This window comes from Aureimonas ureilytica, from assembly GCF_001475935.1.
Lineage (GTDB): Bacteria > Pseudomonadota > Alphaproteobacteria > Rhizobiales > Rhizobiaceae > Aureimonas > Aureimonas ureilytica_A.
This window is the reverse complement of the sequence record NZ_LDQA01000019.1, coordinates 74,775-91,728: the sequence shown is the minus strand read 5'-3', so window position 1 is coordinate 91,728 and position 16,954 is coordinate 74,775. Positions and strand designations below refer to the sequence as shown.

The 16,954-nt window shown below is 65.6% G+C and carries 18 protein-coding genes and 1 pseudogene; 11 read left to right on the top strand and 8 right to left on the bottom strand.

The window, feature by feature from the left end; genetic code table 11:
- Positions 1 to 3: 3 nt before the first annotated feature.
- Positions 4 to 1,494, bottom strand: coding sequence for a PLP-dependent aminotransferase family protein (locus tag NS365_RS07905; RefSeq protein WP_058599736.1), 1,491 nt, complete (start codon positions 1,492 to 1,494; stop codon positions 4 to 6).
- Between the two features lie 543 nt (positions 1,495 to 2,037).
- On the opposite strand from NS365_RS07905, the gene NS365_RS07895 reads away from it, so the two are divergent.
- The 11 genes from NS365_RS07895 (at position 2,038) to NS365_RS07845 (ending at position 10,756) form a co-directional block, all read left to right on the top strand.
- A complete protein-coding gene (locus tag NS365_RS07895; RefSeq protein WP_058599734.1) occupies positions 2,038 to 2,913 on the top strand; it encodes a transporter substrate-binding domain-containing protein in 876 nt (291 codons plus the stop codon).
- Between the two features lie 64 nt (positions 2,914 to 2,977).
- Positions 2,978 to 3,619, top strand: coding sequence for an amino acid ABC transporter permease (locus NS365_RS07890; RefSeq protein ID WP_058599733.1), 642 nt, complete (start codon positions 2,978 to 2,980; stop codon positions 3,617 to 3,619).
- A 10-nt stretch (positions 3,620 to 3,629) separates the two neighbouring features.
- On the top strand, positions 3,630 to 4,292 hold the full coding sequence (locus NS365_RS07885) for an amino acid ABC transporter permease (protein WP_058599732.1): 663 nt from the start codon (positions 3,630 to 3,632) through the stop codon (positions 4,290 to 4,292).
- The gene (locus tag NS365_RS07880; protein WP_058599731.1) at positions 4,285 to 5,046 is read left to right on the top strand and encodes an amino acid ABC transporter ATP-binding protein; all 762 of its coding nucleotides are present in this window, start codon (positions 4,285 to 4,287) and stop codon (positions 5,044 to 5,046) included. The genes NS365_RS07885 and NS365_RS07880 overlap by 8 nt, the downstream gene beginning before the upstream one ends.
- Before the next feature lie 91 nt (positions 5,047 to 5,137).
- A complete protein-coding gene (locus tag NS365_RS07875) occupies positions 5,138 to 5,899 on the top strand; it encodes an SDR family NAD(P)-dependent oxidoreductase (protein ID WP_058599730.1) in 762 nt (253 codons plus the stop codon).
- 33 nt (positions 5,900 to 5,932) lie between these two features.
- Positions 5,933 to 6,874, top strand: coding sequence for a nucleoside recognition domain-containing protein (locus NS365_RS07870; RefSeq protein ID WP_058599729.1), 942 nt, complete (start codon positions 5,933 to 5,935; stop codon positions 6,872 to 6,874).
- A gap of 235 nt (positions 6,875 to 7,109) precedes the next feature.
- Complete coding sequence (locus NS365_RS07865) at positions 7,110 to 7,514, top strand: IS6 family transposase (protein ID WP_058599728.1); 405 nt, start codon at positions 7,110 to 7,112, stop codon at positions 7,512 to 7,514.
- 954 nt (positions 7,515 to 8,468) lie between these two features.
- Positions 8,469 to 8,663 carry a hypothetical protein gene (locus tag NS365_RS07860; RefSeq protein WP_058599727.1) on the top strand — a complete coding sequence of 65 codons (195 nt, stop codon included), beginning with the start codon at positions 8,469 to 8,471 and terminating at the stop codon, positions 8,661 to 8,663.
- Positions 8,660 to 9,046 carry a hypothetical protein gene (locus tag NS365_RS07855; RefSeq protein ID WP_058599726.1) on the top strand — a complete coding sequence of 129 codons (387 nt, stop codon included), beginning with the start codon at positions 8,660 to 8,662 and terminating at the stop codon, positions 9,044 to 9,046. The genes NS365_RS07860 and NS365_RS07855 overlap by 4 nt, the downstream gene beginning before the upstream one ends.
- Before the next feature lie 81 nt (positions 9,047 to 9,127).
- Entirely contained in the window at positions 9,128 to 9,343 is a 216-nt protein-coding gene (locus tag NS365_RS07850) for a hypothetical protein (protein WP_058599725.1), read from the top strand.
- 3 nt (positions 9,344 to 9,346) lie between these two features.
- Positions 9,347 to 10,756: an MATE family efflux transporter gene (locus NS365_RS07845; protein ID WP_058599724.1), complete on the top strand. Its 1,410-nt coding sequence runs from the start codon at positions 9,347 to 9,349 to the stop codon at positions 10,754 to 10,756.
- On the opposite strand, the gene NS365_RS07840 is transcribed toward NS365_RS07845, so the two are convergent.
- From NS365_RS07840 to NS365_RS07810, 7 genes and pseudogenes are all read right to left on the bottom strand, one after another.
- A complete protein-coding gene (locus NS365_RS07840; RefSeq protein ID WP_058599723.1) occupies positions 10,723 to 11,559 on the bottom strand; it encodes an ABC transporter ATP-binding protein in 837 nt (278 codons plus the stop codon). The genes NS365_RS07845 and NS365_RS07840 overlap by 34 nt on opposite strands.
- Before the next feature lie 22 nt (positions 11,560 to 11,581).
- Positions 11,582 to 12,553, bottom strand: coding sequence for a FecCD family ABC transporter permease (locus NS365_RS07835; protein WP_430515415.1), 972 nt, complete (start codon positions 12,551 to 12,553; stop codon positions 11,582 to 11,584).
- Positions 12,554 to 12,618: 65 nt separating this feature from the next.
- Entirely contained in the window at positions 12,619 to 13,656 is a 1,038-nt protein-coding gene (locus NS365_RS07830) for a FecCD family ABC transporter permease (protein ID WP_082684498.1), read from the bottom strand.
- Positions 13,653 to 14,618, bottom strand: a complete 966-nt coding sequence (locus NS365_RS07825; RefSeq protein ID WP_058599721.1) for an ABC transporter substrate-binding protein — start codon at positions 14,616 to 14,618, stop codon at positions 13,653 to 13,655. Before NS365_RS07825 ends, NS365_RS07830 begins: the two co-directional genes overlap by 4 nt.
- Positions 14,619 to 14,781: 163 nt before the next feature.
- Positions 14,782 to 15,297: pseudogene (locus NS365_RS24940) on the bottom strand (integrase core domain-containing protein); the annotation flags it as partial.
- Between the two features lie 161 nt (positions 15,298 to 15,458).
- Positions 15,459 to 16,247: a transporter substrate-binding domain-containing protein gene (locus NS365_RS07815; RefSeq protein WP_058599719.1), complete on the bottom strand. Its 789-nt coding sequence runs from the start codon at positions 16,245 to 16,247 to the stop codon at positions 15,459 to 15,461.
- A 49-nt stretch (positions 16,248 to 16,296) separates the two neighbouring features.
- Positions 16,297 to 16,953, bottom strand: coding sequence for an amino acid ABC transporter permease (locus tag NS365_RS07810; protein WP_058599718.1), 657 nt, complete (start codon positions 16,951 to 16,953; stop codon positions 16,297 to 16,299).
- Between the last annotated feature and the right edge of the window lies 1 nt (position 16,954).

Sequence of the window (16,954 nt, the reverse complement as noted above, 5' to 3'; positions counted from 1 at the left end):
TTGTCAGATGCGGTCCATGGCGGCAGCCAGAAGCTCGACCCCCTTGGGGATGCGCTGCGCCTCGATGGCGTTGAAGCCGAGACGCATGAAATGGGTCGGCGCGGCCCCTTCGAAGAAAAACTGCTCGCCATATTCGAACACGACGCCCTGGCGCGCGGCGGCCCAGGCGAGCTTGCGCGTGTCCACCGCGCCGGGCGCTGCCAGCCAGAAGGCGCTGGCGCTGGGCGAGCCGATCTGCCGGCAGCTGTCGAGATCCTGGGTCAGCGCCTGGCTCAAGGCGTCGCGGCGGCGCGCGTGCTCGGCGCGAAAGGCGCGCAGATGCGCGTCGTAATAGCCCTGCGCCAGAAACTCGGCCATCATGCGCTGGTTGTTCAGCGGCGGGTGGCGATACATCAGGCGGCGCAGCGAGCGAAGCTCGTCCACCAGCTCGGCGTCGGCCACGAGATAGCCGAGCCGCAGGCCGGGCGAAAAGGGCTTGGACAGGCTGCTGAGGTAGATCACGCGCCCGCTCGTGTCGCCCGCCTTGATCGCCGGCAGCGCGTCTCGGTCGAGATTGAGCTCGGCGTCGTAATCGTCTTCGATCAGGATCTGGTCGTGGGCGCGCACGCCCTCCATCAGAAGCGCGCGGCGGGCCGGGCTCATGACGATGCCGGTCGGCACCTGATGGCTGGGCGTGAGATAAAGATAGTCGCAAGCGCCCAGATCAGGCGAGAGCGCCATGCCTTCCTCGTCCATCGGATGCAGCTGCACCTTCGCGCCGTGCAGCTCGAAGATCGACAAAGCGTCGCGAAAGCCCGGCGTTTCCATGGCGACGCGGGTCTGGCCGTTCATCAAAAGCGCGGCGATCAGATAGAGCGCGTTCTGCGAGCCGAGCGTGACGAGGATTTCGCTGGGCTTGGCCCAGATGCCGCGCTTGGGCAGAACGCGCGTGCGCAGCTGCTCCACCAGCATGTCGTCGTCGCGGTCGAAGCGGTCGTGCAGCCAGGAGGACGCCGTTTCCCGGCGCAGCGCCTTGCGCGAGGCCTCGCGCCAGCGCTCCAGCGGAAAGAGATCGCGCATCGGCTGGCCATAGACGAAGGGATAGGGAAAGCGCGCCCAGTCCTGCGGGCGGAAGACGCCCGAGGTCAGGCCCGGCCGCAGCTTGAAGCGCCGGTCCCAATCCGGCTCGTCCGCCTCGCTCGCACGCTCTCCGGCGTTCGTGACGGCTGTCTCGCCAAGGCTTCGCGCGCCGGCAGCTCCTTCGGCATAGGCGGGCGCCAGGAAGAAGCCCCGGCGCGGCTGGCTCACGATATAGCCGCTGTCGAGCAGGCTCTCGTAGACGAGGTTCACCGTGTTGCGCGACACGCGCAGTTGAGTGGCGAGCTTGCGGCACGAGGGGAGCGGTTGGTCGGCCGGAAAGCCGCCGCCGAGGATGGCGGTCACCAGCGCTTCGCGCAGCTGCTCCTGCAACCCGCGCCCTGCGTCGAACCGCACAGGAAGGAAATGGTCGATCATCGCTCGCTCCGCATCGTCTGCGAGGCAGAGCCATGCAAAATGCGCGCCACACGGCCCCGCCCGCCTCGCCATCGCGCCGGATGAGCAGCGAAGGGCGAGGCGACGGCGGCCTCGGGGTCGGTCGAGAAGAGCAGAGCGCGGCGCGAGCGCTCCCGCTGCGGAAGCGCCCATGCCGCCCGCGAACCTGGCAGCACGCATGGCGATGATCCTTGGAGCCCGGCCCTTCGAACGGGTGGGCGATGGGAGGCGGGGATGGGCCGGATGGCACCCGCGCCCCTGCCGGGACCGATCCTAGAGGGCCAATTTGGCCAGTCGATAGAACCAGTTTCGCCGTCACGGCGAGGCAGATGCGGCGGGGGCTGGGCGGCTGGCCGCACGGATCGCCGCAAGATCATGCAGTGCAACCTGACACAAGCGCGCTGCAAAACTGGTCCTATCGCTGACGGAATAGGCATTCCTATGATCCGCTCAATTCGGTGGCAGAGACGACCGAGCCGCCTCCCGCATCCCCTTCGAGGAGTATCCGACATGCGCAGGACACCCATGGCCCAGGCTTTGCGACCGACACACCTTCTGCGTGGCCTCTTGATGGCCGGCGCCGTTCTCTCCTCGCTCTCGGTCGCGCAGGCCGACATGAAGGAGATCAAGGCCAAGGGCGCGATGACGGTCGCCACCGAAGACGACTACGCCCCGTTCAACTTCATTGTGGACGGCCAGCCGGAGGGCTTCCACAAAGAGCTTCTGGAGGATCTGCAGGCCTTTGCCAAGAAGCAGGGCTTCGAGGTGAAACAGGAAATCCTGCCCTGGACGGGCCTTCTGGCGTCAGTTTCGTCGGGCCAGTACGACATGGCATTCACCGGCGCGCTCGTCACCGACGACCGGCTGCGCGTCTTCAACTTCGCCCCGCCCTTCGCCTCGGCCCAGCACTATTACGTCAAGCGCAAGGGCGACGACAGCCTGAGCGACATCGCCAGCCTCTGCGGCAAGACCGTCGGCCTCCAGGCCGGCAGCGCGCTACTCGCCCGCCTGCCCGAACTCAAGAAGATGATGGCCGACAAGAACTGCGAGATCGGCGAAGTCGTCGAATATCAGTCCTATCCGGAAGCCTATGCCGATCTCGCCAACGGGCGGCTGGATTACGTCATCAACGCGCTGATCTCCGTCAACGATCTCGTCAAGAACCGGGGCGATGTCTTCGAAAAGGGCATCGCGGTGTCCGGCCCCGGCTTCGCCGCCTGGCCGATCCCCAAGGAAAGCCCCGAGCTTCTGGAGTTCGCTACCGCCTTCATGAAGGAGGTGCGCGACAACGGCCGCCTCGCCGCCCTTCAGACCAAATGGTTCGGCGAAGCCTTCCCCAACCTTCCGGCCGAGCCGATCAAGGACGTCACGCAGTTCCACACGCTGGCCGGCCTGAACTGATCCACTCGCCGCCCGCATGGCGCACAAGCCGGCGGGCGGCGCCCCCATCGATCCAAGGTCGGACATGACGCAAAAAGCCTGGTTCCTGCTTCTCGAAGGCGCGTGGGTCACTCTCTGGATTTCGGGCACCGCGATTGCCCTGGGTCTGGTGATCGGCCTTGGCATCGCGCTCCTGCGCTCGGCGCGCATTCCGGTGCTGGATACGATCCTGGCGCTCTACACGAGCCTGGCGCGCGCCACGCCGCTCGTCACGCTGGTTCTGTTCCTGTTTCTCGCCGCGCCCCGCTTCGGGTTCCCGCTCGACCGCACCACCGCCGCGATCCTGGCGCTGACGCTCAACACCTCGGCCTTCAACGCCGAGATCTGGCGCACCGCCTTTCTGAACTTCTCGCGCGAGCAGCGCGAGGCGGCGCTGGCCTGCGGCATGACGCCCGTCACCTTCTTTCGCCACATCATGCTGCCGCAGATGATCACCACCAGCCTGCCCGGCCTCGTCAACGAGATGTCCTTTCTCATCAAGAGCAGCCCGGCCATCGCCATTATCGGCCTTGTCGATCTGACGCGCGTCACCAACCGGATCAGCGCCGTGACCTATCAGCCGCTTCCCCCCATTCTGGCCGCCGCCCTTCTCTACATGGCCATCATCGGCGTGCTCATCAAACTCCAGTCCCTGGCCGAGCGGAAGGCCAGCCGGCTGGCCATGTAGGAGCGCGCGCATGACCGAATGGCTCATCCTCTGGGACAATAGCGGCATCATCCTGTCGGGCCTCTGGCTGACGGTCTGGATCTTCGCCCTGTCCTCCGCCGGCGCCTTTCTTCTCGGCTGCCTCCTCGTCTACGGCATGGAGGGGGGCGAACGGCTCGCCTACGCCCTGCGCGGCGGCGTCAACGCCATGCGGGCGCTGCCCTTTCTGGTGCTCGCCTATCTTCTCTATTACGGCCTGCCCCAGCTCGGGCTGCGCCTGTCGGCCGTAACCGCCGGGCTTCTTGCCATGGTGATCTATCACGGCGCCTATTTCGCCGAGATCCTGCGCGGGGCGCGCATGGTCCTGCCGCCCGGCACGGTGGAAGCCGCCAAAGCCTACGGCTTCCTGCCGCGCACGACCTTCCTGCGCATCGTCCTGCCGCAGCTTCTCCTGCGAACACGGCCGCTGATCGGCAACCAGCTGATCTACGCGCTGAAGGACACGTCCTTTCTCGCCATCATCACCGTGCAGGAACTGACGGCCGCGGCCAACGCGCTTCAGGCCCGCTACTTCATTCCCACTGAGGCCTTCGTGGTCGTCATCGCCCTCTACTGGGCCATCACCCTCTGCCTCGAACTCGCCGTGAAAAAAGCGGGCGTGTTCGGCACCCAGCGAGGCTTCGAGAATGTCTGAACGGCCAGCGGTCGAAATCCAAAAACTCTGCAAGAGCTTTTCCGGCATCGAGGTGCTGCGCGACATCGACCTGACGGTGAACCGGGGCGAGGTGGTCAGCGTGCTCGGCTCCTCGGGCTCGGGCAAATCCACCATGCTGCGCTGCATCAACTGGCTGGAGGAACCCGACAGCGGCGCGATCCGCATCGCGGGCGAGCGCATCGGCTTCAACGAGGCCAAGAAGCGCAAGATGACCAATCGCGAGATGGCCGCCATCCGCGCCCGCGCCGGCATGGTGTTCCAGAGCTTCAACCTCTGGCCGCACTTGAGCGTGGTCGAGAACGTCATGATCTCGCCGGTGCAGGTGAAGGGCGTGCCTAAGGCGCAGGCGCGCGAGGAGGCCCTGCGCCTTCTCGAAAAGGTCGGCCTTCTGGAAAAGGCCGCGGTCTATCCTTTCACCCTGTCGGGCGGGCAGAAGCAGCGCGTGGCCATCGCCCGCGCGCTCGCCATGAGTCCGGAGGTGATCCTGTTCGACGAGCCGACCTCGGCGCTCGACCCCGAGCGCGTCGGCGAGGTGCTTCAGGTGATGCGCGATCTCTCGGCCGAAGGCTACACGATGATCGTCGTGACGCACGAAATGGACTTCGCGCGGGCCGTGTCGGATCAGGTCGTCTTTCTCGAAAAGGGCCTCATCATCGAGAAAGCCCCGCCGGAGAAGTTCTTCGGCAACCCGGATTCCGAGCGCGTGCGCAAGTTCCTGGAGCGCATGGACTGAACAAACCCGGCTGAGCGGCCGCCCCAATCCCGTTCGGCCTTCCGCCGTGCTCCCCGCGCGGCCGAGCCTCTTCGACCTTAAGGATACGATCATGACCAACGTCGCCTTCATCACGGGCGCGACCTCCGGCTTCGGCCGGGCGGCCGCCCGCCGCTTCGCCCGCGAGGGCTGGGCGCTCGTTCTGACCGGCCGCCGCTTCGAGCGGCTGGAGGAACTGGCCAGCGAACTGAAAGACCAGGTGCCGGTCCACATCGCCGCGCTCGACGTGCGGGACGCGAGTGCCGTGCAGGCCGTGGTGGACGCGCTGCCGCCCGCGTTTCGGGGCGTCACCGCGCTCGTCAACAATGCGGGCCTGGCGCTCGCGCCCGAGCCCGCGCCTCAGGTGGCACTGGCCGACTGGCACACGATGATCGACACCAACGTCACCGGCCTCGTCAACGTGACCCATGCCGTCCTGCCGCTGCTGATCGAAACGGGGGGTGGCGCCAGCATCATCAATATCGGCTCGGTGGCCGGTGAGTGGCCCTATCCAGGCAGCCATGTCTATGGCGCGACCAAGGCCTTCGTGAAGCAGTTCAGCCTCAACCTGCGCTGCGACCTCCTGAAGACCGGGGTGCGCGTCACCGACATCGCGCCGGGCGCGGCGGAAACCGAGTTCACGCTGGTGCGCACGCGCGGCAACGAAGCCGCCGCCGCCGCTGTCTATCGCGGCACGACGCCGCTGACGGCCGAGGACATCGCCGACCAGATCGTCTACGTCGCCACCTTGCCCCCGCATATCAACATCAACCGTCTGGAGATCATGGCCCAGCGCCAGGCCTGGTCGCCCTTCGCGGTGGATCGCGACGCCTGAGACCTTGAACCACCCGGCAAGCGAGGCGCGGCCATGGACATGATCGGCACCACCATGGGGGCCGGGCGCGCGGCGGTGGAGCTCTCGCTCTTCAGCCTGCTGCCGGTCATGGTGGTGATGCTGTCGATCATGCGGCTGGCGGAAGCCGCCGGGTTTCTGGACTGGGTGACGCGGCTCGTCACCCCGCTCCTGCGCCCGTTTGGCCTTCTCGGCCTCAGCGTCTTCGCGCTTCTGCAGGTGAGCTTTGTCAGCTTCGCCGCGCCGGTGGCGACGCTCACCACCATGGAGCGGCGCGGCGTCTCGGATCGTCATCTGGCCGCGACCTTCGCCATGGTGCTCGCCATGGGACAGGCCAATGTGGTGTTTCCCATGGCCGCGCTCGGGCTGGATGTCGGGCGGTTCGTTCTGGTCTCCGTGCTGGGCGGGCTGGTGGCGGCGGCGGCGACCTATCACCTTCTCGGCCGGCATCTGTCACGCGATGGCCCGCTCGAAAGCAGCGAGATCGATCTTCCGGCGGGAGACGAGGCACGCAGCATTCTCGCGATCATCAACCGGGCGGGGGCGGAGGCGTTCCGGATCGCCACCGGGGCCATTCCCATCATGGCGCTGGCCCTCACCGCCGTCGCCGCGCTCAAGGCGGCGGGCGGGCTGGACGCCTTGAACTGGCTTCTGGCTCCGGTGCTCGGCGCGCTCGGTCTCGACCCGCGCCTCGTCACGCCGACGCTCAGCAAATATCTCGGCGGCGGGCTAGCGGCGCTCGGTGTCCTCGCCGACCAGAAAGCCTCCGGCGAGATCGACGCGCGCTTCGTCAACGCGGCGGCGGGCTGGCTGGTGCATCCGCTGGACCTGCCGGGCATCGCCGTCCTCACCGCCGCCGGCCCCCGCGTCGCCCGACTCTGGGTCGTCGCGGCGTTCGGCGGCCTCACAGGCGTCCTCGTTCGCACCATCCTCCAGGCTTCGATCTACGGATCGTAAGTCGCGCCAACCACAAGATGAGTTTGTCCCGGCCGTATCCGACGGTGGAGGGCGTCACAGGGGATCTGTGGCGAATGGCGATCCAGGGTGCGAGCCTCGGAGCTGAAGGCGGCTTAAGTCCAGCGTCGGCAACATGAGTTCGGCGTTCGCGGGCCGTCATTGCGCGCCCGGCATCATCCCACTCTGCCTGCGCTGGTACTGCCGCTAAGCGCTGACCTACCGAGACCGCGAGCGGATGATGGCCGAGCGCCATCTGTCGGGCGATCACACGACGATCTATCGGTGGATCCTGCATAATGCGCCCGAACTCGACCGCCGTGTCCAGTGGCGCAAACCTTTGCAGACCAAGACCTCGTTCGTGGGCGAGACCTCTGTGAAGGATCGCGGCGAATGGGTGATCTGTATCGGACGCTCGGCGACGGTGGCGAGACAGTTTCTCAGCAAGGCCTTGAACCGTTCGCCGCACCATCGCCCGGTGTGTGGGTTCAAGTCGCACGCGACGGCGCCCAACTTGATCCGAGGGTTCGCGATGATACGCCTGTTCTGCAAGGGACAGTTCCGCTCGATGGTCAACAGCCTGGCTGGTAGATCAGAAGCCCGGTACATCGGAGGGCCGTTTCAAGTCTTCATCGCCGGATGAAAGAACAGAACAGCATTTAACGCGTCCCATTCCGCTATTCGCAACAGAGCCGGTATGAAGGGTCACTGCTTGGCATTGGGTGATGTCAACCTCACCAGTTCGACAGGCCGGATGACGATGAGCGCATCAACGCGGTGGCGGAGTTCGAGCGTGACCTTCTGATTGCGCGCACCCATACGGGCCTGCCCGGGAAGGAACAGGGTAAGGTTCTCGGGCGCCCACGGAGTCTGATGGCTGCCCGGAAGCAGGTGGTGCGTGAGAAGTTGGGGGAGGGGGCTCCGGTGTCGGAGCTTTCAAGCGACCATGGAGTCAGCCGCCATACCATCCAGCGCGCGCGATGAAGCGCGGAAAACGAATGCTGTGCCTCCGGGGGACTTGAACGTCCGACACTCCTCGCTGTGTACCCGGACCATGCTTCGCGCGACCTTCAAAGGTCAATGCGAGCGACATACAGATTGCAAATTATAATTATAACAATTCAAAAGTATAAAATTTTACTTATACAGTTGACTTTCCGTCACGCGGAATTTACCTAGCCAAACCAAAGCGCCTCGATTCTATCGACCAGCATTTCCAGAACTTCGCGCGACCTAAGAAGGGATTTGCCGATGCTATGCTGCCTCTCGGATCTTCGCTCGTTTGCGAACGCGCATCGAACAAGCGGCACGAGACCATTCGTCCCTGGCTCCTAAAGCCCTCACAGCCGTCCCCGACACCGCTAGGCCAGCGCCCGCTTCCTGCTCGGCGAACGCCCGAGCGCGCGCCAGCTGGCCTTCCATTCCAAAGAGAATGGTTCTTCCAGATGTCCAGCGCCTATCTGCATACGCCTGCGGTCCATGTGATCCGGCGAAGCGAACTCTCCGACATCGACATCCCGCCTCGGAGGTCATTGCCTTGGTCGAGGATGCCTCCCGATCCTGTGCCGAAGGCGCGTCCCGCTGCCCCACGAAGATCATGATGCCGCTACCCGATCCCTTGCGGGACGCGGTGTCCCACACCAGGCGCGGCTATGACGGGGCGATCGAACAGGTTGGTTTCACGACATCCTACCGACAGGGCAGCGAAAGCGCCGAGAAATACGATACGACCATCAGCCTCCATGACGACACGACCGGACTGCCCTCGGTCTTCTGGATGGGGCCGGCATGAGCGACTTTCCTGTGCAGGGCTTCAAGCGCAACGACGCGCACGGCATCGTCACCGTGGCGGGGCTCGGCATGAGCCTGTCTGAACACTGGAAGGGCAGCGAATATCTGCCAACGTCGATCGTCGTGCCACGCGACGCGGCGCGCAAGCAGGCGCCCGTCCAGGCGGCGGTCGGCGGATCGAGCTGCATGGAATATCAGGGTGTGACCTGGCGCAAGATCCGCTTCCCGGGCGAGCCCCGCCATGGCGATCTCCTCGTCTATCCCAACACCGCCGGCTACCAGATGGATAAGAACGAAAGTGAATTCCACCAATTCCCTCTGCCGCCCCAGATCGTGCTGACGCAGCGGGAGGGGCTTTTTCTCTGGAGGAAGGACGAGGGATGAGCCTCCTATCCGTGAAGACCGAGCGTATGGCGGACGGGCCCTCCGATCGGAGGAACGGCGGGCGCGGCGATCTTCATCGCCTTGAAGCGGCTGGCCCTGGTGGAGCCGGGCAGCACGTTGGTGGTGCTGGTGTGCGATGCCGGCGAGACGTATCTCGACACGGTCTATGACGATGCCTGGTTGATGGAACGGGGCCTTTTGAACGAGCCGGCGCATCAGCGCCTCCACCGCCTGCTGGCGGTCTTCGAGGAGTCGCAGCGTCTGGCGGCGATCGACCACGCGCGAACGGGAACCTGAGAAATGTCTTCCACCTCTTCGCGCTACCGCGAGATCATCCAGCTTTCCGCGCCCATCGCCGGCATCCAGTTCGCGCAAGTGGCGCTGACCACGGTCGATCTTCTGATGATGGGCCTTCTCGGCCTTGGCGCGGTCGCGGCCGGGGGGCTCGGCCTCCTCCTCTACAACCAGCTCCGCACCATGGGCGTGGGCATGGTGACGGGCGTCGGCAATCTCGTCGCAGGCGCTGCGGGCCGCGCCGAGAAGCGCGGCGGATCGAGCGCCATCGATGCGGCGGGGCGCGAGGACATCCGCGATCTCGTGCGCGCTTCCCTGCTGATCGCGACCGTGACGGGCCTCGTCGCCGGCCTGCTTCTGGTCGCGCTAGGCCATCTCCTGCCTTTTCTCGGGCAGGATGCGGGCGTCGTCGCCCTGGCGCGGCCGATCATGTGGGCGCTCGCGCCTGGGCTCCTGCCGATGCTCTGGATGAACGTCTTGCGCCAGTTCGCCGTCGGGCTGCGCAGGCCGGGCTCGCTTCTAGCGGTGACTCTGGTCTCGATTGGCGTCAACGCGCTCCTCAACGCCGTCTTCATCTACGGCTGGCTTGGCCTGCCGAAGCTTGGGCTCGCGGGCATCGGCCTGTCCACCACGCTGGTCCAGCTCTGGACCTTCGCGGTCTATCTGCGGATGATCCGGCGCGACGCGGCGATGCGGGAGTTTCTGGCGCTCGACGCTTGGCGCGCGCGTCGCGAAACGGTGACGCGCATCGTACGCATGGGGACGCCGATCTCGCTGACCTATGGATCGGAAGCGGCGATCACCTCCATCGCCTCGCTCTTCATGGGCACGTTCGGCCCGGTCGCCCTAGCGGCGTCCAACGTCGTCAACCAGCTCGCCTATATCGTGTATCAGGCCAATATCGGCCTCTCGCAGGGCACGTCCATCCTTGTCAGCCGGGCGCTCGCGCGCGGCGAGCGGAACGAGATCGGCCGCATCGCTCTCCAGGCGCTGACGATCAGCCTGTCGCTGATGAGTGCGATCGGCCTCGTCTACATCCTCGTACCGGAAGTCGTACTTCTGCCCTTCCTGGGCGAGCGCGGCGACGGTGCGGTTCTGGCGGTCGCCTCGACGCTTCTTTGGTTCGCGGTCGCGCACCAGATCTTCAAAGGCTCGCAGAACATCTGCGTCGGACTGTTGCGCGGCGTCGGCAACACCAAGGCGGGCCTTACCAACACGCTGATCGGCTATTGGCTGATCGGAATCCCGGCCATGGCCCTGTGCGCGCATGGAACGGGCTGGGGCGCCTATGGCGTCTGGTTCGGCCTATGCCTCGGCTTTGCCGCGACGAGCCTCCTCCTGTGGCTGCGCTTCACGGTGGAACTGCGTCGTCTCGCCGTCGCTCACGCGAGGGGAGAGGGCGTCCCGACCGCCTGAGGCATAACGCCGACGGGGCCTTGCCGCCGAAGCAGATCGACATCGAAATGCGGGGGCGCGTCGGGGGCGAGATCCACGAAGCGCCCGTGCACCCGGAACACGCGCTCGATCAACCCGCTCGACGCCAGCGCCTCCGGCTCGCCGTCGAAGACGCAGCGCCCCGTTTCCAGGACGCTGATGCGATCGGCCACCGACATGGCCTGATTGAGGTCGTGGATTGCCATGACCACCGACACGCCACGCTCGCGGCTGAGGCGATAAACGAGATCCAGAAGCTCGACCTGATAGCCGATGTCGAGAAAGGTCGTCGGCTCGTCCAGAAACAGGATGCGTGCTTCCTGCGCTAGTGCGGCGGAAATCCAGGCCCGCTGGCGCTCGCCGCCCGACAGGGCGTTCAAGGGGCGTTCGGAAAAAGGCCCGAGGCCGGTGCATTCGAGCGCCCAGTCGATCGCCGCCTCGTCGTCCGGCCCATAGCTCTTGAACAGGCCGACATGGGCAAAGCGCCCTTGGCGGACGAGCTGGCCGACCGTCATCTCATCGGGCGCCACCGGCTGCTGCGGCAGGAAGGCTAGATGACGCGCCAGTTCGCGCCGCCCCATGGAGAAGACCGATCGTCCCTCGATCTCCACCGCGCCAGCCGCAACCCGAACAAGGCCAGCCAGCGCCTGAAGCGCCGTGCTTTTGCCCGAGCCGTTGGGGCCGATCAGCGCGCGGACCTCTCCGGGTTCGAGTTTGAGAGCGAAACCGGAAAGGGCCGTTCTCTGGCCGTAGCGGATCGTCAGGTCGTGAGCGCGAAGACACATCGGTTGATGACGCATGGGTTCCTCATGGCGTTCGACGCAGGAGTGCAATCAGCGCCGGTACGCCGCACAGCGCGGTGACGACGCCGATCGGAATTTCATCGGCTCCTCCGAGGAGCCGGCCCAGAAGGTCGCAGACCGTCACGGTGATGGCGCCGAGTGAGACCGTCAGCGGCAGAACGAGCGGGAAATGCCCGCGCGCCAGCCTGCGCGCGAGATGAGGCACGATGAGACCGACAAAGACGATCGGCCCGACCGCGCCGACCGCGCTGGCGGCGAGCGCGCAGGACACGAGCAGAACGGCCGAGAAGTCGCGGGCGTAGGCGAGGCCGAAGGAGCGCGCGACGCTGGATTCGAAGCGCAGGAGTTCGAGCGGCCGCCGGATGAGCGGCAGCACGGCCAACCCTATGAGCGTGAAGGGCGCGAGAAACACGGCATGTTCCCACCGTCTGGCATAAAGACTGCCCGACAGCCATTCGAGCAGCACCTCCAGGCGCGTCGAGCCCCAGCCCGCCACGATCCCGAGGGCCAAGGCCTGGAGCAGCGCGCCCATCGCGACGCCGCACAGCGTCAGCCGGAGGGGGCCGAGATCATGGCGCAGCGTCATGAGATAGATGAGGCTACCGGCGGCCAGGCCGCCCAGCATTCCGACGGTTGGAAGCCAGGACGAGGGAAGCTCGACCAGCGTGTTGGAGCCGGGATCGTGGCTATAGACGACGATCATCAGAAACAAGGTGACGGCGAGGGTCGCGCCCTGCGACACGCCCATGAGCGAGGGGTCGGCGAGCGGATTGCGCGTGATGGTCTGGAGCAGGAAACCGGCCGTCGCCAGCTGCATTCCCGCCAGCATCCCGGTGACGATCCGGGGCAGGCGGATGTCGAGGATGATCGAGCGCGCTTCGGCGCTTCCGCCCCCTGTCAGAACCGAGGCGACGTCGCCGAGCGGCAGGTCCGCGACGCCGAAGAAAACCGCGACGAGGGGCGCGAGGAGCGTCATGCCGATCAGCGCCGGCAGGAGCCAGCGCTTCGGCGGCCGAGCAACGGACGAGGACACCGAAATCGTCATCGCTTTCCCTCGACGGCCAAAGTGCGCGGGCGTTGAACGAGATAGAGAAAGACCGGCCCGCCGATCAGCGCCGTGACGAGGCCCACCGGCAGTTCACGCGGGGCCGCCAGACTGCGTGCGATCAGGTCTGCAATCACCGTCGTCAGGCCGCCGATGGACGCAGTGAGCGCGATCGCCCATCCCGATCCGGGTGGTCGAAGCAGGCGGGCGATATGGGGGGCGGCGAGGCCGATAAAGGCGATCGGCCCCGCCACGGGCACGATGCCGGCGACCGGCAGCACGGAGAGAAGCAGCACGAGGGGTCGCCACAGGGCCAGCCGCAGCCCCATGCCCATGGCCGCCCCGTCGCTCAACGACAGAAGGTCCACGACGCGATGGATCGAAAACGCACCGGCCAGCGCCAGCACGACGAAGGGCGCCATGGAGGCCAGATGCGGCCAGGATCGCCCCTGCAACCCGCCGGACAGCCAGAACAGAAGCGAGGGCACCTGTGGTCCGCTGAGAAGCAGAATATAGGTCGTCACGGCATGGAGGAAGAGCGACACACTGATGCCGCCCAGCGCCAGATGAAGCGGGCTCGCCATCCGCCCCGAGGCGATCAGGAAGGTGGCGCCGGCCGCCGCCATGCCGCCGACGAAGCCGACCAGCGGATACCAGACCGAGGACAGGGAGGGGAGGAACACGAAAGCGGCGACGATCGGAGTGACCGCCCCTGCCGTCACGCCCGTCAGGCCCGGCCCCGCCAGCGGGTTGCGCGTCAGCGATTGCAAGAGAAAACCCGCCAGAGCCAGCCCCGCTCCCGCCAGACAGGCGGCAAGGCTTCGGGGCAGGCGCAACGTCCAGACCAGGATCGTATCGACGCGGCCCGCTCTCGACAGGAGCGCGTCGATCACGGTACCGGGCGGCAGCGTGCGGTCGCCCAGCATCAGGCCGCCGAGGATCGCGAGCGCCGCGAGGGCGAGGAGGAGGCCGGTCAGGACCGGCATTCGAAGGAGATCGCCGCGCGGCGGCGAAGCGGCGCGGGAGACGGTCATTTCTGCAGGGCGGCGGGGATGATCTTGCCCGCTTCAGCCCGGACATCCACGGCGGGGAACGTGTCGGGGTAAAGGAAATGCGCGGCCTCGCGCAGAACGATCTCGCGCGCGATCGGGCCGTTCGTCTCCACCCACTGATCGCCGACATAGTGGACGCGCCCGTTTTTCACGGCCGACAGCTGGCTCCAGATCGGGTTGTTTTCCTGCGGCCGGTCCGGGCCGCTGTCGTAAACGAAGATGACCTCGGGGTCCTTCTCCAGCATGGCCTCCAGGCTCATCTCCATGCCGAACCGGCCGCCTTGCGTCATCGGCCCGACGATATTGTCGCCGCCGAGCGCCGCGACGATCGAGGCTGCCGTGTTCTCCGTGTGGAAGGAGAAGGGCGTGTCGCCTGCCCACATGATCTGGAAGCGGGGATGGACGTCTTTGGGCGCCTTCGCGAGATAATCTGCCAAATGCTGCTTGAAGGAGGCGTTCAGCGCTTCGCCGCGCTCGGGCTGGCCGAAGATCTTGGCGAGGTCGGAGACTTCCCGGAAGCTCTCGTCGTATCGCTCGATGTCATAGGCGAGGTAGGGCGCGATCTGCTCGTAGGAGGCCGCGTTTCCGATCGTGTAGCGCTTCATGGCGACGATCAGATCGGGCTTGGCTTCGCTCACCAGTTCGAGATTGGGCTTGGCGCGCTGGCCGAGCGATTTCATCTCTTTGGTCAGGCCCAGCAGGAAATCCGGATTGCGGCCCTTGGTCATGTAAGTCACGGCGAAATGGTCGGGAGGGACACCCAGGGCCAGCCCCACATCCACAGCGAGGTAGGAAATGGCGGCAACGCTGTGCGGTTCCAAAGGAACTTCGACATTCACGCCGCGATCGTCAGTAATGGGAATAGTCTTGTCGCCTGCCGATGCAGGACAGTAGAAGGACAGGAAAAGGATCGAAGCGGATAATACCTTAGAATACTTCCACATACGCTGCGACTTTCTCTCGCGATGTCGATACCCCCGACCCTTAGCCGCATAACATGACAATCGCAATCATGTTTTTGACGACTTCAATCCGTGTTCGCAGGCCAGATTGGTCCGCCTCAGAAAGTTGGTCGTCCGATGGTCCTCCCCTATTAGATGCCCCGGTTCAGATCAAAAGCATGGATGGTTTGTCGGCGACATTTGAGTTCGCCTGCGAAGCGGGTTTGGGTTGCGCAGCCAGGCCCGGCACGGCGGCTGGAGCGGGTAGACGATAGCCCAGGCTCGAGTGTGGACGCTCAGTCTTGTCGTGCGGACACCAGCTCTTGATGGTGCGGGCCTCGGCATGGCTGTAGAAGATTTCGCCGTTCAGGCGTTCGTCCCGAAGCTTGGAGATGACGCTCTTGCAATAGTCATTCCCCAAGGGAAGCCTGGCTCGGTGAAGACAATCATGGCACCGACCGCCGTGACCCAGTCGCGGACTGCCTTGGCAATGAACTCGGGACCATTGTCGGAGCGGATATGTCCTGGCGCGCCGCGCTGGATCAGGAGGTCGGATAGAACATTGGTGGTCGGTGGACTTCAGCTTCCCGTCGATCCGGATGGTGAGGCACTCATGGGTGAACTCGTCGATGACGTCGGCGAGAAACGCGCAGCGTTCGTCGCCCGGCATGCGGAACTTGCGCCGTTGTGGGAGCAGTGATCCATAAACCCATAGGCGAATGCCCTTCGAAGCGCTCCATCGACAACCAGCGGACTGTGTGACACCTTCTGCCGTCGGGGGTGGATTCGGCCCGGTGTGCTCGGGCACGAACCGTGCCCGCCACCTTCCATCCAATATCGGCGTCACGGCTGGCTGCGGATAGGCTCTTTGGGGGCCGGGTCGAAGCCGATGAGGTCGCTCGTCAGCTTGGCATACGTGCCATCCGCCACCATCTCGGCGAGCGCCTTGTCGATGGCGGCCGTGAGTTCCGGCTTGCCCCTCTTGATCGCGAAACCCTTCTGGACGCGGCTGACATAGTCGTCGGTCATGACAATCGGCAGCTTGGCTTCCTTGATGGCCCAGGCACCGGCGATCGAGTCCGTGATGACGGCGTCGACATTGCCGTTAACGAGATCCTGGATCGCGTCGGCGTCGGCCTTGTAGCCCTTCACGCTCGCGCCTTTCTCCTCGGCGATCTTGGAGAAGGTGGATGAGACGAGCGCGCCCACCGTCTTTCCCTTGAGGTCTTCGGCGCTCTTGATGGGCGAGGATTTCGGCGTGAGAATGCGACCGCCCGATTCCAGCCAGCCGTCCGCGAAGGTCACGCGCTTCTGCCGCTCGGGGGTGATGTCCATGGCGGCGGAGATGACGTCGAACTGGTCGGCTTCGAGGCCGATGAGGAGCGAGTCCCATTTGATGAGGACCGGGGCGTACTCTACCCCCATGCGGCGGGCGACCTCCTTCATGACGCGGATCTCCAGACCGTCCAGCGTGCCGTCGGGCGCGCGCATGCTGAAGGGCGAGAAGGTGCCCTCGGTCGCGGCCTGCAGCTTGCCCGGAACGAGGAGTTCGGGCCCCGCCGCCAGCGCGGGCGCCGCGAAGGCGAGGGTGGAGAGCGTGGCGAGCGCGAATGCGATGGTCTTCAACGGCATAGCACTGTCCTTCGTGGGGAGGGTCCGGGGAGAGTTCATGTCCGGCCGGTCAGGCGGCCAGGGCGTAGCGGCGCTCCAGGACAGCCGCGAGCTGGGAAAGGATCGTGGTGAGCGCGAGATAGATCAGCGCGACTGCGATGTAGAATTCGAAGGGGCGGAAGGTCGAGGCGATCAGCGTCTGGGCGTAGAGCGTCAGCTCGATGACCGTGATCGTCGAAAGCAGTGAGGTGTTCTTCAGCGTCGAGATCGCCTCGTTGGTGATCGAGGGCAGGATGATACGGAAGACCTGGGGCAGGATGATGCCGCGCATCGTCTCGGCCGGACTGAAGCCCATGGCGAGGGCCGACTCCATCTGGCCGCGCGGGATGGCCGAGAGGCCGCCGCGTATGATCTCGGCGACATAGGCGCCGCTGTTGATGCCGAGCGCCAGGACGCCCGCCGTGAACGGGGACAAGCGGATGCCGAAGGGCGGCAGGCTGAAATAGACGATGAAGACCTGGATCAGCGTCGGCGTGCCACGGATGAACCAGATGTAGAACCGCGCCGCGCCCCGCACGAGGGGAAAGCGGGAGCGCTGGGCGAGCGCCACCGCCAGCCCGCAGGCCCAGCTCACAACGATGGTGAGGATGGTCAGCCAGAACACCGTCCAGGCGGCGAGCGCGAAACCAGGCCCGTAAAGGCGAATGTCGGAAAGGAAGGCGTCCATC

What these genes read in the sequence shown, in the direction of transcription:
- NS365_RS07895 (WP_058599734.1), top strand. Translation starts at nt 2,038, where the DNA reads ATGGCCCAGGCTTTGCGACCGACACACCTTCTGCGTGGCCTCTTGATG.
- NS365_RS07830 (WP_082684498.1), bottom strand. Translation starts at nt 13,656, where the DNA reads ATGACCGTCTCCCGCGCCGCTTCGCCGCCGCGCGGCGATCTCCTTCGA.
- NS365_RS07825 (WP_058599721.1), bottom strand. Translation starts at nt 14,618, where the DNA reads ATGTGGAAGTATTCTAAGGTATTATCCGCTTCGATCCTTTTCCTGTCC.
- NS365_RS07845 (WP_058599724.1), top strand. Translation starts at nt 9,347, where the DNA reads ATGTCTTCCACCTCTTCGCGCTACCGCGAGATCATCCAGCTTTCCGCG.
- NS365_RS07890 (WP_058599733.1), top strand. Translation starts at nt 2,978, where the DNA reads ATGACGCAAAAAGCCTGGTTCCTGCTTCTCGAAGGCGCGTGGGTCACT.
- NS365_RS07905 (WP_058599736.1), bottom strand. Translation starts at nt 1,494, where the DNA reads ATGATCGACCATTTCCTTCCTGTGCGGTTCGACGCAGGGCGCGGGTTG.
- NS365_RS07810 (WP_058599718.1), bottom strand. Translation starts at nt 16,953, where the DNA reads ATGGACGCCTTCCTTTCCGACATTCGCCTTTACGGGCCTGGTTTCGCG.
- NS365_RS07860 (WP_058599727.1), top strand. Translation starts at nt 8,469, where the DNA reads ATGATGCCGCTACCCGATCCCTTGCGGGACGCGGTGTCCCACACCAGG.
- NS365_RS07835 (WP_430515415.1), bottom strand. Translation starts at nt 12,553, where the DNA reads ATGACGCTCCTCGCGCCCCTCGTCGCGGTTTTCTTCGGCGTCGCGGAC.
- NS365_RS07865 (WP_058599728.1), top strand. Translation starts at nt 7,110, where the DNA reads ATGATGGCCGAGCGCCATCTGTCGGGCGATCACACGACGATCTATCGG.
- NS365_RS07815 (WP_058599719.1), bottom strand. Translation starts at nt 16,247, where the DNA reads ATGCCGTTGAAGACCATCGCATTCGCGCTCGCCACGCTCTCCACCCTC.
- NS365_RS07885 (WP_058599732.1), top strand. Translation starts at nt 3,630, where the DNA reads ATGACCGAATGGCTCATCCTCTGGGACAATAGCGGCATCATCCTGTCG.
- NS365_RS07840 (WP_058599723.1), bottom strand. Translation starts at nt 11,559, where the DNA reads ATGTGTCTTCGCGCTCACGACCTGACGATCCGCTACGGCCAGAGAACG.
- NS365_RS07855 (WP_058599726.1), top strand. Translation starts at nt 8,660, where the DNA reads ATGAGCGACTTTCCTGTGCAGGGCTTCAAGCGCAACGACGCGCACGGC.
- NS365_RS07870 (WP_058599729.1), top strand. Translation starts at nt 5,933, where the DNA reads ATGGACATGATCGGCACCACCATGGGGGCCGGGCGCGCGGCGGTGGAG.
- NS365_RS07880 (WP_058599731.1), top strand. Translation starts at nt 4,285, where the DNA reads ATGTCTGAACGGCCAGCGGTCGAAATCCAAAAACTCTGCAAGAGCTTT.
- NS365_RS07875 (WP_058599730.1), top strand. Translation starts at nt 5,138, where the DNA reads ATGACCAACGTCGCCTTCATCACGGGCGCGACCTCCGGCTTCGGCCGG.